General features: G+C 62.1%; 15 protein-coding genes. 7 read left to right on the top strand and 8 right to left on the bottom strand.

All coding sequences use genetic code 11. The features are described from left to right. Positions 1 to 2: 2 nt before the first annotated feature. The 4 genes from B2V90_RS05930 to B2V90_RS05915 are packed head-to-tail and all read right to left on the bottom strand — an operon-like array spanning position 3 to position 4,769. Positions 3 to 734, bottom strand: coding sequence for an SDR family NAD(P)-dependent oxidoreductase (locus tag B2V90_RS05930; protein WP_293920272.1), 732 nt, complete (start codon positions 732 to 734; stop codon positions 3 to 5). Positions 735 to 748: 14 nt separating this feature from the next. Next, positions 749 to 2,701, bottom strand: a complete 1,953-nt coding sequence (locus tag B2V90_RS05925; RefSeq protein ID WP_293920269.1) for an acyl-CoA synthetase — start codon at positions 2,699 to 2,701, stop codon at positions 749 to 751. Further along, positions 2,698 to 3,657, bottom strand: a complete 960-nt coding sequence (locus B2V90_RS05920) for a fumarylacetoacetate hydrolase family protein (RefSeq protein WP_293920266.1) — start codon at positions 3,655 to 3,657, stop codon at positions 2,698 to 2,700. The genes B2V90_RS05925 and B2V90_RS05920 overlap by 4 nt, the downstream gene beginning before the upstream one ends. A 35-nt stretch (positions 3,658 to 3,692) precedes the next feature. Beyond that, positions 3,693 to 4,769, bottom strand: coding sequence for a VOC family protein (locus B2V90_RS05915; RefSeq protein WP_293920264.1), 1,077 nt, complete (start codon positions 4,767 to 4,769; stop codon positions 3,693 to 3,695). 293 nt (positions 4,770 to 5,062) lie between these two features. Here B2V90_RS05915 and B2V90_RS05910 point away from each other — a divergent pair, with 293 nt between their 5' ends. From B2V90_RS05910 to B2V90_RS05885, 6 genes are all read left to right on the top strand, one after another. Then, positions 5,063 to 6,610: an amidohydrolase family protein gene (locus B2V90_RS05910; protein ID WP_293920262.1), complete on the top strand. Its 1,548-nt coding sequence runs from the start codon at positions 5,063 to 5,065 to the stop codon at positions 6,608 to 6,610. Between the two features lie 143 nt (positions 6,611 to 6,753). Continuing rightward, positions 6,754 to 7,014, top strand: a complete 261-nt coding sequence (locus B2V90_RS05905) for an EF-hand domain-containing protein (protein ID WP_293920259.1) — start codon at positions 6,754 to 6,756, stop codon at positions 7,012 to 7,014. Between the two features lie 131 nt (positions 7,015 to 7,145). After that, a complete protein-coding gene (locus tag B2V90_RS05900) occupies positions 7,146 to 7,871 on the top strand; it encodes a response regulator (RefSeq protein ID WP_293920256.1) in 726 nt (241 codons plus the stop codon). A gap of 20 nt (positions 7,872 to 7,891) precedes the next feature. After that, the gene (locus B2V90_RS05895) at positions 7,892 to 9,226 is read left to right on the top strand and encodes an ATP-binding protein (protein WP_293920254.1); all 1,335 of its coding nucleotides are present in this window, start codon (positions 7,892 to 7,894) and stop codon (positions 9,224 to 9,226) included. A gap of 71 nt (positions 9,227 to 9,297) precedes the next feature. Beyond that, complete coding sequence (locus B2V90_RS05890) at positions 9,298 to 9,798, top strand: RcnB family protein (RefSeq protein WP_293920252.1); 501 nt, start codon at positions 9,298 to 9,300, stop codon at positions 9,796 to 9,798. Positions 9,799 to 9,983: 185 nt separating this feature from the next. Next, positions 9,984 to 10,842 (top strand): IS5 family transposase gene (locus B2V90_RS05885; protein WP_293920250.1). Its coding sequence is split into 2 segments (ribosomal slippage): positions 9,984 to 10,409 and positions 10,411 to 10,842, totalling 858 coding nucleotides; the frame shifts between segments, so codons are not numbered across the junction. Positions 10,843 to 11,217: 375 nt separating this feature from the next. Here the strand turns inward: B2V90_RS05885 and B2V90_RS05880 are convergent. Genes B2V90_RS05880 through B2V90_RS05870 form a run of 3 tightly spaced genes read right to left on the bottom strand, consistent with a single transcriptional unit; the run spans position 11,218 to position 12,181 of the window. Then, entirely contained in the window at positions 11,218 to 11,460 is a 243-nt protein-coding gene (locus B2V90_RS05880; protein WP_293920248.1) for a carboxymuconolactone decarboxylase family protein, read from the bottom strand. Positions 11,461 to 11,506: 46 nt separating this feature from the next. Further along, on the bottom strand, positions 11,507 to 11,695 hold the full coding sequence (locus B2V90_RS05875; protein WP_293920246.1) for a carboxymuconolactone decarboxylase family protein: 189 nt from the start codon (positions 11,693 to 11,695) through the stop codon (positions 11,507 to 11,509). Between the two features lie 30 nt (positions 11,696 to 11,725). Beyond that, positions 11,726 to 12,181 (bottom strand): carboxymuconolactone decarboxylase family protein, encoded by a 456-nt coding sequence (locus B2V90_RS05870; RefSeq protein ID WP_293920243.1) that lies wholly within the window; start codon positions 12,179 to 12,181, stop codon positions 11,726 to 11,728. 174 nt (positions 12,182 to 12,355) lie between these two features. Between B2V90_RS05870 and B2V90_RS05865 the strand changes: the two genes are divergently transcribed. Then, positions 12,356 to 13,267 carry a sigma-70 family RNA polymerase sigma factor gene (locus B2V90_RS05865; RefSeq protein ID WP_293920240.1) on the top strand — a complete coding sequence of 304 codons (912 nt, stop codon included), beginning with the start codon at positions 12,356 to 12,358 and terminating at the stop codon, positions 13,265 to 13,267. Positions 13,268 to 13,305: 38 nt separating this feature from the next. Here B2V90_RS05865 and B2V90_RS05860 read toward each other — a convergent pair whose 3' ends face one another. Next, on the bottom strand, positions 13,306 to 14,535 hold the full coding sequence (locus B2V90_RS05860) for a tyrosine-type recombinase/integrase (RefSeq protein ID WP_293920236.1): 1,230 nt from the start codon (positions 14,533 to 14,535) through the stop codon (positions 13,306 to 13,308). Positions 14,536 to 14,695: the final 160 nt, after the last annotated feature.

The raw sequence follows: 14,695 nt of genomic DNA, 5'->3' as shown, positions 1-14,695 counted from the left end.
GCTCAGCTTTTTGCCACGATGCGTTCGGCCAGCGTCGGCGCGAGCCGGTTCAACAGGGGAAGGAAGCGGGTTTTGCCGGGGTAGACGGTGGCCTTGCCTCTCCGCGCGCCGGCGAGCGCCTGCGCGACGACATCGTGCGGCGGCATCTTGCGGACCTGCCGATGCTGAACGGATGGCGTATCCACGACCGGCGGGCAGACTTCGGTGACCGTGATGGCAAGCGACGCCCATGTGCTGTGCAGGGTCTTTGCCAAGCTGTGCAGAGCGGCCTTGGACGCGGAATAAAGCGGTACGCGCGCGGAAGGGACGAGGCCATAGCCCGACCCGACGATGACAAGATTCGATGGTGCGCCTGCCCTGAGCAACGGAAGAGATTCGGCGATGAGATTGACCGCGCCTTCATAATTGACCCTGATCTCGCCCGTCAGGTCGGTGCACAGGTCCAGCCGCGCCAGGTCAACCTCCCGCGATCCGCCGGCGTTGCTGACCAGCAGATCAATGCGATCATGCGCGTTGCGTATCGTTCGGAAGAAGGCCCTTACCGACCGGCGATCCGTCACGTCGCAGGGTATGACCTGCGCCGTCGGAAAGGCATCCTTCAATCGCGCCAGGCGCCCGGCGTCGCGTCCACAGGCATAGACCAGATAGCCTTCGTCCAGCAGCGTTTCGACAAAGGCCCAGCCGATGCCCGACGAGCCGCCGCTCACTACCGCTACGCGCGGGGTTGCCCGCATGACGTCATTCCCGGTCACGACCCAAGTCGCACTTCATGGTGGAACGGCAGGCGACCCAAGCTGCGCTTGGCAGTTTCGATCTGCCGTGCATCTGTTACCGCGGCCTGGATGATGATCCCGCGCCTGGGATCATCCACGACGTCCACATCCTTTACATTCAGTTTGGCCTCCAAAAGTACCGACAGCGCCGCCTTGCGGATCGCGTGGCGCTTCAGGGCAGGCTTGAACACCTTGCCCACTGGTGTGAGCGGCATTTCATCGATGATGTGGATGTCCTTGGGTGCGGCGGCCCGTTCTGTGATTTGTTGCTGGGCAAATTGCAGCAACTGGCTTTCGCTGATCGCCGTACCGGGCTTGAGCTGGACGTAGGCGACGGGCAATTCGCCGACATGGGGATCGGGACGCCCGATCGCCGCGGCGAACTGCACCGCCGGGTGGCGGTGCAATGGCTCCTCGATCGCTGCGGGGTCGATATTGTGGCCGCCGCGGATGATCAATTCCTTCTTCCGGCCGGTGAGCCAGAAATACCCCTCCCCATCTTCCCGCCCGAGATCGCCGGTGTTGAGCCAGATCCGCCCTTCGCCCGCGTCTATCCAAAGTCCGGCATTCTGATCGTCGAGCCTGTAGCCATCGAAGAGATTGGGGCCGCTCACGACCATGACCCCGACCTCGTTGACGAGGCAATCGCGCACATAGGCCCCGGCTTCATCCAGAATGACAGCCTTCATCGGCTGGCCGGGGAGGCTGAGGCCGATCGAGCCTGCCCGTCTTTCACCATTGGGCGGATTGACGCTGGAAACGCACGTGGCTTCGGTGAGGCCATAGCCCTCCAGAATCCTGAGCCCCGTCTGCGCCTCGAAATCCTTCATGAGCTGGACCGGCATGGGCGCGGCGCCGCACAGGCCATATTCGAGGCAGTCGATGTTGCGGCCCTCTACCGGGATTGCCATCAAAGCTGCATACAGCGTCGGCACGCCGCTGAAGAAGTTGATGCGATGGTGCGCGACGATGTCCCAGAAGCGCTGCACCACGCCTTCGCCGCGATAGCCCTGCGGGGTGCCCAGGACGACATGCGCGCCCTGAGAGAAGGGGACGAGTCCGGTGACCATGACGCCGTTGACATGAAAGAGCGGCAAACCGCAGAAGACGGTCTTGCTGCGTCCGAACCCGCTGCCCATGAATTGGGCGATCGCCCAGGCATTGGCGGTTTCGGCGCCATGGCGGCGCATGGCTATCTTGGGTGCGCCGGTGGTGCCGCCGGTGCAGAAGAAGGAGGACGGATCGCTCGCCGATATGTGCCGGCCGCTGACGAGGCGGTCGGCCGGCTGCCGCTGCGTCAAGGTTCGAAAATCATGAACCTGCACATGGGCTGGCACCACGCCGCGCAGGCCGCCGGGGCCGCACGCCTGGCGGATCGAACGCCGTTGCAGCAGGCGCGCGCCGATCCCTTTCAGCCCGTGGACGCGATCCGCCAAATTGACGAGCACCAGATGGCGCAGTGAGGGCACTTTGGGCGCGATCGTGCGCACCTTGTCCCAGAAATCGACCTTGGGAAAGGGCGCGAGACTGACCAATATGGAGGCGCCCGCCGCGTTCAGGATATCGGCGATCGCATCGGGTTCAAGCAGCGGATTTATCGCAGCGACGATGCCGGCCGCTTCGCCGCCCCACAGAACGAAATGGGTTTCGGGCAGGTTGGGCAGGAGGAATGCGATGACCGTGTCGGGGGTCGCGCTCAGGGCATGGAAGGCGTTCGCCGTCCTATGCACCTGCTCCATCAGGCGTCGATAGGTCCAGCATTCCGGCCGGGCGTGGTCCTGCGCGGTCAGGAAGAAGCTGAGCGCCGGAGCATCGGGATCGATGGCGGCGCCCCGACGCAGCAGGTCATAGGTGCTTTCGGGCCAGTTGGCGGGCAGCCCCTGGGCCTCGATGGCCCGCACGTCATCGATGGTGGCGACGCCCGTCATGCCTCGCCCTCCGCGACGATACGGTTTTTCTGGGTGCCAAGGTCGATGCGCCCGTCCGCGCTGCAAATCCGCGCCTCCACGACGTCGCCGGGCTGTAGATATTGCGATCGTCTAGCCTGTATCCGGAAGAATATCTTCCATTTGAGCGCCTCCGGCAGAAGCGCGCCCAGCCGCTGGCGGGCGGGGGACGGCACGGCCAGGGCGCACCCGGCCGGCGTGCCCGTGGCCAGAAGATCGCCTGCGGCAAAATCATGGATGCCGGACAGTTCAGTCAGGGTTTCTTCGGGGCTGAAAACGAGGTTTCGGCTGTTGTCCTGCTGGCGGATCTTGCCATTGACGCGCAGGGCCAGGTCCAGATTCATGAGGGCAGGCATGTCGTCGCGTTCGAGCAGGCATAAATAGGGGCCGACGGGGCCGAAGGTCCGAAAGCTCTTGCCCTTGTGAAATTGCATTTCGGGGATCTGGATATCCCGCGCGGAATAATCGTTGACGATGACCGCGCCCGCGACGAAATCGAACAGGTTGTCTTGTGTCACCCTTACCGGGCCGCTGATGTCGCGGCGCAGGACGAGGCCCAGTTCCACCTCATAATCTAGGAACCGCACGCGACGCGGGCGAACCACATCGGCATCGGCCGGGACGATGCAGCTTGGCGCCTTGGTGAAGATCATGTTGTATTGCTTGGCCATGGGATCGAGCCCGGATTCGATCATATGCTGGCGGTAGTTCGCGCCCTGGCAGACGAAGCGCTGGTTTTTGGTGACCGGAGACAGCAGGCGCACTCGTCCGAGCGGGACTCGAGGACCGTCCAGCGCCTTGAGGCCATCAAGCGTCGTTCCGCGCAGGAAATCTCCGGTCGTTTCGAAGCGTTGCTCCATTGGTATGACGTCGGATCCATCGATGACGCCCCAGCAGATTGTTGAGTCGAGCAGATAGCGGATGACGGTGACGGGCATGAGGATATCCGATGGTGAAGAGGGGCGCGCGGCGCTCAGCCGAAAAGGCGTGCGAGCGTAACTAGTTTGCGAAGGGAGAGGTCGGGGCTGCGTCTGAGATTGCGGATGAGCGCGATGATTGCGGAGAGGCTCAACTTGGGCTTGGTGAAGCTGGGCGGCATTTTTTGCCCCCATTGAGACATTGCGTCTCGGGTCGCGGGATGGAAGCCGGTTGGACGATCAATGGTGTATAAATCGCCGTCGCAATAATGCTCGTGCTTGTCGCCCCATGGATCCCGCCAATAATCGAATATCTGGCTGCCAAGAATGTGGCGCCCCACGCCCCAGGCATGTTTCCAGCCGCGTTCGTGCAGCACGCGTTGGCCCATGCCGATCGCGTCGGTATCGACGACTTCATAGGCGCTGTGGCTGTAGAGTGGGGCAAATCCCTGCGCCAACGCCAGGCTGTGGTGGTCGGCGGGCTGCGCGCGCAGGTCGAGGCGCATGAAGGCCACGGCCGGCGAACCGTCCGGCAGCAGCAGCACGTCGCTGGGCACCAGGCCCAGATGCTCGCAATACCAGCCGCTGGTCCGCTGGAAATCGGCGACTTCGAGCACGACATGCCCCAATCGCAGGATCTCTGGCGGCTGCACCGGTGGCCTTTGTGGCGCATCGATGCGGACGCTCCCTCCATTGATGTTCAACGGCAGCGCATCGCGATTCGCCAGCGCCGGTTCGCACGCCTGCCCGTGGACGATTTCGACCCGAAAGCCCGAGGGGTCTGTTAGGATGACCCGATGTCCACCGGCATGATCCGATATCGGTTCCACGTCGGACGCCCCCGGCACTGCGTTGGCGACATGCGCAAGCTCGGCGCTGGACGCCACTTCGAACCCCAAGCCCACGAAACATGCCTTGCGCCCGCGTTGCAGGCGGTAGCAGTAGGGCGCGCTGCCTACGCCCCGCAGCAGGACAAGGTCATCGCTGCGAAAGCAGACTTCAAGCCCGAAATCGACAAGGAACCGGACGGCGAGATCGAGGTCTGGGCGCTCGAAAATCAGAAACGCCAAACGCTGAACCCTTACCGTCGGAGACAGGCTGCGGGCAGGCTGGTTCGTGGTCATGGAAGTCATAGGTTCAACATCTTCGACGATCCGTCTCCTCCCGACCTCCGAACGATACAACGTAAGGACATGGCATAATTTGAACATATATGATCAAATAAAACGTACATGTCCAGTTTAAACAGCGTTGAGGTGGAGGCATGATGCATCCGATGGCGCCAGCCCCTCCGCGATCACCCCAAACGCCGCACCATATTAAACATTAATGTTCATTTATAGAACGATATGTGCAATATGGGTCACGATTGAATCAACTGCGAAGCAAATGGAGCGCCGGAAGTGCTCGCGAAGGAGAATGTCCCGTGCATCGGACCGCCAAGATTGTTCTGTATGTCAGCGGCGCCGTCGTTTTTGCGCTTGCTGTCGCCATTGCCTGCGTTTTTTGGCCCGAACCCTTGCCGGCGAGGCAGCATATGGAGCCAGCCGCGCCTTTGCGCATCGACCATGTGACAATCGTCGATGTCGATACAGGACGCCTGATCCCCGACCGGTCCATCCTGATTGAGGGTGGCAGGATCGCTCAGATCACCGGATTCGGCTCTGTCGCTGATCATCCGGGCGTGCGCCGGATAGACGTCGCCGGGCAATATGTCGTGCCGGGCTACAACAACATGCACAGCCACGTCCTTGCCGCCGCCCATCCAGCAGCGGGGCTGGGTTTGATGCTGTCGGAAGGCGTGACGGGCTTTCGTCAGATGAACGGGTCCGATCGCATGTTGAAACTGCGCCGGGAAAACCGCTTACCCCTGAATAAAGACACGCCGGCGTTGTTGGCGATGCCCGGCGACTTGGTGCTGCCGTTTAATGTGGCGTCCGAGACCGACGCGCAAACGCTCGTGCGACATCAGAAGAAGAAGGGTGCCGATTTCATCAAAATCGGCGCAACGACGCCGCCATTGCTCTACGCGATATTGTCCGCCGCCCGGAAGGACGCCATGCCGGTTTTGGGGCACCTGCCCGAGGGTATAGATCCGGTCCAAGCGTCCCGAAGCGGGTTTCACTCGATCGAGCATCTAGGGCCGGGCGATACGATGTGGATCGGCTGTTCATCGAAGAAGGCGGCGCTGATGGCGGAGGCGGAGCGCCACCCGTCCGTGGGCGCCCCGCCATTCCCGATCCCGGCCTTTGCGCAGAAACTGCTGGCGCCCCTGCTGCCCAAGCTGATGGCGCGCCGCCTCCTCAATCCGGCCGCGTTCGAAGAGGAAGAGGATGTCGCCCGCCTCCAGCGTGCTTTCGACAGCTACGAACCGCGTCAATGTAGCGCCGTCGCACAGGCATTGGCGCGTAACGGCACCTGGATGGTCCCGACGCTCGTGAGATTGCGCTCCCAATATCTTCAGGATTCGCCGGAATATCGCACCGATCCCCTGATCCCCTATCTTGAACCGCAGGCCTATCGCGCCTGGACCAAGGTGGCTGACATCTTCGCGGCGCTGCCAGAACGATCGCGCCGGACCTTCCGCGAAGGCTATGACCGGAGCCTGGCACTGACGGCCTTGCTGGCGGATGAGGGAGTGCCGATGATGACGGGCACCGATGGCAGCTACCAAACGCCCGGCATGAGCATGGGTCAGGAATTTCATGAACTGGCCCGCGCGGGACTGTCACCGCTGAAGATTCTTCAGATGACCACGCGCGATCCCGCCATATTCCTCGACCGAACTGCAACCATGGGATCGGTAGCAGTGGGAAAAAATGCCGACCTCGTCATCCTGTCCGGCAATCCCTTGTCCGACGTGTCGAACCTTGGCCATATCTTTGGCGTCGTTCGATCAGGCCATTATCATTCGCGCGATGATTTGCAGCATATACGAGAGCGTGTCGCCAGCGCCCATGGCCGTTTAGACTAATACTAGGCGAGAGCGGACAAAAGGCGCGGTCGCTTACAATCTGACACAATGGATAACATGCTGCGCGCATGTGGCGCGTGTGGGATCGGTATAGGTTTGAACCTCACACTTGTTCAAATCTGGTTTTCACCTGGAGATTTATCATGCGTATCATCCACCTCCTCCCGCTGTTCGCTGCTTTGGTCCCCGTATCAGCCATGACCCAGACGCCACCAGCTCCCGACCGCGCGCAGGCGGCGTTCGACAAAGCGGACAGCAACCGTGACGGGTCGCTGACGCTCGCCGAGTGGACGGCGGCGGGAAGGCGTGAGCGGGGCTTCAAGATGATCGATGCCGATGGCGACGGAAAGGTGACGCCGGGCGAACTGCGGGCCGCGATGGCGAAATACGGACGCGGCGGCTGAATGGATGACGGGATACGGGCGGCCCTGCAGGCAGCCATCATCATGAGTGCGAGCCTGCGTAATTACGCGAGCGTCGTCTTCATCAGGGGAGCCATGCCTGGGCATCGCTCCCCGCTCGCCATGGGCAGACCATGACAGAGAAGACCGGTACCGTTGCGATCATAGAGGATGATCCCGGCATTCGCGCGTTGGTGACCGGGCTGCTGGAGCGCGAAGGGTTCAGCGTGCTGTGTTACGAGGGATCGACCGACCTGCTCGCTGCAGGCAAGCTGGAGCGGATCGATTGCCTGATCCTAGACCTCATGCTGCCGGGCGAGGACGGTCTCGATATCTGCCGGACGCTGCGTGTACATTCGCCGAGACTCCCGATCCTGATCGTGACGGCGAAGACCGATCCCGTCGACCGGATCGTGGGGCTGGAGCTGGGCGCGGACGATTACCTCGCAAAGCCGTTCAATGCGCGCGAGTTGCTGGCCAGGCTTCGATCGATCATCCGCCGGACGCGCGATATCGCTACGGTGCCCACCGGCGGCATTGGAGAGAATTTTCAGTTCGGCGGCTGGATCCTGCGAGTCGCGCCACGCGACCTGATCGATCCCGACGGCGCCCAGGTCACGTTGACAACAGGCGAGTTCGACCTGCTCAACGCGCTTGTCCAGCATCCCCAACGCATCCTATCGCGCGAATTCCTGATTAGTTGGACGCGCGGCGGGATGGCATCTCCCCTGGACCGAGTGATCGACGTCCAGATAGGCCGACTGCGGCGGCGGCTGGGCGATCATCCGCGCGAGCCGCACATGATCCGCACCATTCGTGGCGATGGATATCTGTTCGCGCCCCAGGTGTTCCGGTGCTGACCTGGCTAAGGCACGCCCGATTGCGACACCGCATCGGCGCAATCATCGTCCTCCACGCCCTGCTGATGGGTGGGACGCTGATCGGGTTCGCGCGGTTGGGACCGAGCCATGGTGATCGCCTTTATCTGATGCCTGATCCCGACAGGGTTGCCGCCATCGTGACGGCGTTCGAGCGTGCGTCGCCCGACACCTACATGGATCTGTTGCGCGCCTTTCAGGACGACCGGCAAAGCGTGCGCCTGCTGGACCGCTTTACCTTTGCCGTCGATGACGAAGCGCCGCTTCCCGATGCCGCCATGAAGGCAGCGATGCCCTATCGGCGCGCGCTTCGCGGGCGACCGTTCCGCGTCGAAACACAAGGCCAGGACATCCTGTCGCGACTGGAGGATCAGCCCCGCTTTTCTGACAGCCCATTCCGGGTGATCGTCGCTCTGCCCAACGGGAAGGCGGTTGAGATGCAGCGCGCCATGCCTGCACCGATCAGCCGGGTGCTCAATCGGCTGACGATCATCGGCTTTGTCGTCGTCCTGCTCGACATCCTGATCATCTTCTGGCTGGCATCGCTTACCACCGGCCCGGTCGAGCGGCTTGCCCGCGCCGTGCAGAGCGACGACCCGCAAGGGCTGGTCTCCTCAGGACCCAGAGAAATGGTCGAACTGAGCGACGCTTTTCGCCAGATGCGGGCGCGTCTTCACGAATTGCTGGAAGAGCGGACCCGTATCCTGGCGGCGGTCGCGCATGATTTCAGGACATACCTCACACGCTTGCAGTTCAGGAGCGATTTCATAGACGATCCCGAGCAGCGCGAGTTGGCCGAACGCGACCTCAACGAGATGGGGATGCTGATCGACGATGCCCTGACCTTTGCCCAGCCAGGCCCCGAGTGGGGTGGCCCGGAGGCGATGGTCGAGTTGAGCGACGAAATCGAGGATGTCGTCCTGGTCCGGCGGGCGCTTGGAGAAACCATCCTGCTGGCGACCGATTGCACGGGCTGGCGTGCGCGAACGACGCCGCTCGCGCTACGCAGAATGCTTGCCAACCTGCTCGACAATGCCAAGCGTTACGGCGGAGGCATGACGACAATCGTCCTGACGCGACAGGACGGCGCGATCATCCTTTTCGTGGAGGACGATGGGCCGGGGGTCGCCGAGGAGCGATTGCCCGAACTGGTCGAGCCATTCACGCGGCTGGAATCATCGCGCGCGCGTCACACCGGCGGGGTGGGACTGGGCTTGTCGATCGTGCAGGCACTCGCGCACCGGTTCGGGGGCACCTTGCGACTGGAGAACCGCCGAGAGGGCGGATTGCGCGCTATCCTGGCGCTGAAGGACGCAGAAGGGCTGATCCAGGCTTGAGCGGCAGGGCAGCTTCGCCGACACAAAGGCTTACATTGGCACCATCGCCCCTTTGCAAAAGGCGTGCAGACATGACCGAAGCAAAGGAATTGGTCATGAGAAACTTTTACAGCAACCGCCTGGCTCTCACCGCCCTTGTCGGCCTCGGCGCCGCGCTTGTTTTCCCCGATATCGCCAGCGCGCAGCCGGGGCGGCGAGCGCCCGTCCGTCATGACCGCATGGTGGTAATCGATCGCGGGCCGAGGCGACCGCAAATCATCGTCATCGATCGCAGCCGTCCGGGTTGGTGGCGCGACAATCCCGCTTTCGTGGGATATGTCGGTCCGCGTCCCGGCTATTATTTTGCGCCCGGGCACGGTTATTATGCCGTGCCACCCGACTATTACGGACGACCGTTCGTGGCCGGCGTGGTGATCCCGTCGCCCATGCGGCGGTATGTGGTGGTCCAACCAGCCCAATATGGCCTCGCGCCGCCGCCGCCCGGCTATGCCTGGTATTATGCCGGCACCAGCCTCGTCTTGGCCGCCATGACCACCGGCATGATTGTCCAGTCCGTAGCAGGTGGCTGGTGACCTGCTACGCCCGGTCGGTTGCACGCTCCCGTTCCAACCGGCGTTCTATCACGGAAACATGACCGATCACCAGCTACTAGGGATGCAATTTAAACTTCGGAAGGCCCGGTATGTTAGTGTCTGATCCGAAATTAAGGTGAGTTATATTAATAGGCTAGCTCGAATCCTATGCCTGTCGTTGATTTATGGGTTTTGCGAAACTACCAAGGATCATCGATGTGGACCGCGCGCTTCATGCGCGACGCGGGCTGATTTTGCCAAGTGATTTAACGGATGCCGAGTGGTCGGTGCTGGAGCCGTTGTTGCCGCCCGCCTCGCATGTGGGGCGACCCCGCAAATGGCCGATGCGCTGGATTGTCGAAGCAATGTTGTACCTGCTGCGTGGTGGCTTGCCATGGCGGATGCTGCCCCCATGCTTTCCGCCGGTCTCGACGGTGCGGCGCTGGTTTTACCTCTGGCGTGACAACGGCTTGTGGCTGACGATGAACCACGTTCTGCTTATGGCGTCGCGCGAGATGATCGGCCGCGAGGTCTCGCCATCGGCGGGCGTGATCGACAACCAGAGCGCCAAAACCACGGAAAGCGGCGGCCCTTGTGGCTATGACGCTGGCAAAAAAGGTCAAGGGCCGCAAGCACCATATCTTGACTGACACCGAAGGAAATCTGGTGCACGCCGTGATCCATACGGCTGACATTCAGGACCGCGACGGTGCGCCAATGGTTCTGCGCGAAATCATCCGGCGCTTTCCCTGGCTGCGGCACATCTTCGCCGATGGCGGCTATGCCGGTGACAAACTCAGGGAGGCTCTGAGGCGAATGGGGAAGTGGACCGTCGAAATCATCAAGCGGTCAGATACAGCCACAGGCTTCGAAGTGCTACCACGCCGATGGGTTGTTGAACGCACGCTGGCATGGCTCAATCGAAACCGACGTCTCGCCAAAGACTTTGGGCAAACCATCGCATCGGCAACGGCTTGGCTCTTCATTGCATCCATTCAACTTTTCACTCGCTGCATCGCAAGGTCAGCAAATCACACCGAATAATTATGAATCAGACACTTAGCGCCTGCTGACACCGCCGCTGGCTATTGCAGATATCAACTCTGCTGATTGCTCCGCTTAAAAGCTGACGAGCAGAAAAGGGTTTAGCTCCTGTCGGTCTGGGCCGTACCCGGACATAGGCTGAGCGTCTCCTTGTAACAGAAGCTACCGTTCGGCATGTCGCGGATATATGACCGCTTTGTCCCACCTGCCGCCTCTCCAGCTGCGTGGAGCTACATTCGCTTTCGCACTTGTCAGACCCCTTTAACTGTCTGAGATGCAGGTGCTTAGGTGTCAAAGGGACGTCGTTCTGCGCGCGGGCGCTTGCTGTGATAGAAGCGCCCGCTCGCGGCACTTGGCGGGAAGCGATGCATTCGGTCAAGACAGTCCCGCCTTATCGAGTCCGAACGCCTTGTCCTGCGAGCCAGGCACAGACTGGAAAGCGATCGAGGCGCGATTCCAGGCATTGATCACCATCACCATGTAGGTGAGGTAGACTATCTCATCTTCGGAGAATTGCGCTCGCGCCTTAGCGTAGACGTCGTCTGGTACGCCGTGTGGCAGCAACCGCGTGAGCGCTTCAGCCCATTCCAGCGCAACGCGCTCGCGATCGCTGAACAAGGGCGATTCACGCCAGATGGCGACATGGTGAAGTCGAAGCTCGCGCTCACCATGAAGCCTGGCCTGCTTGATATGCATCTAGGCAGAAGGCGCAGCCGTTCAGCTGCGACGCGCGTATCTCGACCAGGCTCAAGATACTTTGCTCGACGGGCCCCTTCTTGAGTGCAAAGGTGAGCTCTGTCAGTTTCTGCGTCAGCGCCGGCACCTGGCGCATGTGACCGATGCGGTCGGACATGTCGTTTATCTCCAATTCGAGGTGAATGACTCAGGCCTTGGCCTTCACGGGCAACCGGAACGGCGCGCCGAGCCGATTGAAGGCATTCATTGCCGCGATCGCGATCGTCAGATCGACCAGGTCGCGCGGCTCGAACACCGCCGCTGCCGCGGCATAGGCCTCGTCCGAAGCATGAGTCTCGCTGACTCGCGTCACCTCTTCTGCCCAGGCGAGGGCCGCGCGATATTGCGGGTTGAACAGATGCGGCACCTCGGCCCAGACCGGCAGCAGCACAACCTTGTCGAGCGGCATCGTCTTGAGGAGGTCACGCGTGTGCAGATCGATGCAGTGCGCACAGCCGTTGATCTGCGACACCCGCAGAAACACCAGATGGATCATCTCCTCCGGCAGGTTGGTGCCCGTCGTGACATAATGATGCACCCCAAACAGGGCCCGCGCACCGTGGGGCGCCACTTCATGCCAGACCAGCCGCTCAATCTCGCTCATGCTTTCATCCTTCTTTGCAGCAGCGCCCAATCGACGCTCGCTACTCTGACGAGGCAGGTCACGGGCATGTGACATGGCGGGCGAAATTTCAGATCTCCCGGCAAGCGTGTCACACTGCGATGGGCTGGCTCGTCAGACCCAAGAAGCAAAAGAGGCGGCGCAAGATGACGGGCGATGAAAGTAGAAAAGCGTCAGGTTCTGCGGTCGGGCCAACTGCGCGCCTCGACGATTTCCAGCGAGCGTAAGCGGCTCGTGCGCCTGGCCTATCGAATGCTCGGCTCGTTCAGCGAGGCTGAAGATGTGGTGCAGGATGCTTGGTTTAGATGGGAAAAGGTCGATGGCGGGATCGATGCGCCGGCCGCCTATTTGACGCGCATCGTCACGCGCCTGTGCCTCGACCGCCTGAAATCCGCACGCGCGCGTCGCGAAACCTATATCGGCCCATGGCTGCCAGACCCGCTGATGGGGTCCAGCGATCCGGACGAGACGATCGCCGACGACATCACCGTCACGCTGATGCTCGCGATGGAGCGTCTGTCGCCACTGGAACGCGCAGCCTTCCTGCTTCACGACGTGTTCGACATCGCGTTGAGCGACGTCGCCGTGACTCTGGGCCGCGAGCCAGCGGCTGTGGGCCAACTGGCCTCGCGCGCGCGCAAGCATGTCCAGGTCGCCCGGCCGCGCTTCAGCGTCGAGGCAGCCGAGGCGAGCCGGATAACGCAGGCCTTCTTCGTCGCCGCGCGCGATGGCGATACCGCGGCGCTCGCCTCGCTGCTTGCGCAGGAGGTCGAAATCCATTCGGACGGCGGTGGCAAGGTGCTGGCCTTCCGCAACATCATTCGCGGTCTCGACCGCGCGCTCCGTCTGTTCGCCGGACTGCGCCGCAAGAACGCGCCAACCGCACAACTTGTGCGCACCGCCGAAATCGACGGTCTGCCCGGCTATGTCAGCATTGATCGCGGCGTCTTGCAGACCACCGCGCTCGACATTCGCGACGGCAAGATCGCGGCGGTCTATATCGTTCGAAATCCCGACAAGTTGCGGCACCTAACGACGGCCCTCGCGGCGCAAGCTCATCCGCGGTGAGCGCCGATGACCCGGCCACCGGCGCTACCCGAGGTCCCCTAGGTTGCTTTCCGCAGAACCTGGAAATCAGCCCGGATTACCTTTCCGCCGTCACGTAGTTCGTCAAGGTAATCCGACCAGCGCTGCATCATCCTCACACGCTCGTCCCAACATTCGCCGCGGGCATAGGCGCGTCGGACCTGGTTGGTGTCGACATGCGCCAGTTGCCGTTCGATCGCATCGGGATGCCACTCTCCCATCTCGTTCAAAAGCGTAGCCGCCATCGCCCGGAAACCATGGGCGGTCATCTGGTCGCTGGTATAGCCGAGCCGGCGCAATCCCGCATTGACCGTATTCTCGGACATGCGCTTGCGCGGATGCCCAAGGCACGGGAACAGGTACTTCCACCAATGGGTGTGCTCGTGGAGTTCCTTCAGCATAGCGAGGACTTGCCGCGACAGCGGGACCCGGTGAGGCCGCCGCATCTTCATCCGCTCTGCCGGGATGAACCAGATGGCTTCCTCCCAGTCGATGTCGGTCCATTCGGCCGCCCGCAACTCGCCCGGCCGGAGCAAGACGTGCGGAGACAGTCGCATCGCCATCCGCGTCACCGGATAGCCCGTGTAGTCATCGAGCGCTCTCATCAGCGCTCCAACTTCCGAGGGCCTCGTGATCGCAGCGAAATGCTTGGGCTTCGGGGTGGCGATGGCGCCGCGCAGGTCCGCGGCCACGTCCTTATCGCACCGGACCGTGGCAACGCCGTAGCGGAACACCCGGCTGAGCACGCTGCGCATGCGCCGGGCGCTCTCATACGCGCCCGTTGCCTCGATCTTGCGCAGGACTGCCAGCGCCTCGTGAGGCGTGATCTGCGCGATCGGCAGGTCGCCGATGACCGGATAGGCCTTCTCGAGCAGCCATCGGATCTTGTCGATCGTGACCGGCGCCAGTCCATCGCGTTCGCACTTCACCAGCCATTCCTTCGCCACCAGCTCGAACGTGGTCGCTGCCGCATGCCGGGCGGCGATCCGCGCGCGCTTCTTTTCGATGGCGGGGTCCATTCCGGCGGCAATCTGCTCGCGGGCCTCGTCCCGCTTCGCACGGGCGGCGGCGAGACCGACTGCAGGCCATTTCCCCAGGTGAAGCGTCTTCTGCTTGCCCAGGAAACGGTAGTTCATGCGCCAGAGCTTGGAGCCGTTGGGCTTGACCGCCAGATAGAGGCCGAGGGTATCGTGAAGCTTGTAGAGTTTTTCTGAGGGCTTCGCGAACGTGATCTTGATGTGAGTCAGCATTGGATTCATCCCAGCAAACCGGGTCGATCCGGGGCCATCAAAGGCACCCCAATCGTGGGGGTGCTGTTGGTGGTCCTGGCCGGACGTCACCGGAAATTTAGCCGGCGATCATCGGTCGATTTATGCTGTGAAACCAGACGCTTGCTGGACGTTGCTGGAC

Source organism: Sphingobium sp. UBA5915 (genome assembly GCF_002431195.1).
GTDB classification, from domain to species: domain Bacteria; phylum Pseudomonadota; class Alphaproteobacteria; order Sphingomonadales; family Sphingomonadaceae; genus Sphingobium; species Sphingobium soli.
This window is presented reverse-complemented; position numbering and strand designations above follow the sequence as displayed.

Bases quoted from the DNA above. Each gene is read 5' to 3' on its own strand.
- B2V90_RS05930 (WP_293920272.1), bottom strand. From the start codon at position 734: ATGCGGGCAACCCCGCGCGTAGCGGTAGTGAGCGGCGGCTCGTCGGGC.
- B2V90_RS05925 (WP_293920269.1), bottom strand. From the start codon at position 2,701: ATGACGGGCGTCGCCACCATCGATGACGTGCGGGCCATCGAGGCCCAG.
- B2V90_RS05920 (WP_293920266.1), bottom strand. From the start codon at position 3,657: ATGCCCGTCACCGTCATCCGCTATCTGCTCGACTCAACAATCTGCTGG.
- B2V90_RS05915 (WP_293920264.1), bottom strand. From the start codon at position 4,769: ATGACTTCCATGACCACGAACCAGCCTGCCCGCAGCCTGTCTCCGACG.
- B2V90_RS05905 (WP_293920259.1), top strand. From the start codon at position 6,754: ATGCGTATCATCCACCTCCTCCCGCTGTTCGCTGCTTTGGTCCCCGTA.
- B2V90_RS05900 (WP_293920256.1), top strand. From the start codon at position 7,146: ATGACAGAGAAGACCGGTACCGTTGCGATCATAGAGGATGATCCCGGC.
- B2V90_RS05890 (WP_293920252.1), top strand. From the start codon at position 9,298: ATGACCGAAGCAAAGGAATTGGTCATGAGAAACTTTTACAGCAACCGC.
- B2V90_RS05875 (WP_293920246.1), bottom strand. From the start codon at position 11,695: ATGTCCGACCGCATCGGTCACATGCGCCAGGTGCCGGCGCTGACGCAG.
- B2V90_RS05870 (WP_293920243.1), bottom strand. From the start codon at position 12,181: ATGAGCGAGATTGAGCGGCTGGTCTGGCATGAAGTGGCGCCCCACGGT.
- B2V90_RS05865 (WP_293920240.1), top strand. From the start codon at position 12,356: ATGAAAGTAGAAAAGCGTCAGGTTCTGCGGTCGGGCCAACTGCGCGCC.
- B2V90_RS05860 (WP_293920236.1), bottom strand. From the start codon at position 14,535: ATGCTGACTCACATCAAGATCACGTTCGCGAAGCCCTCAGAAAAACTC.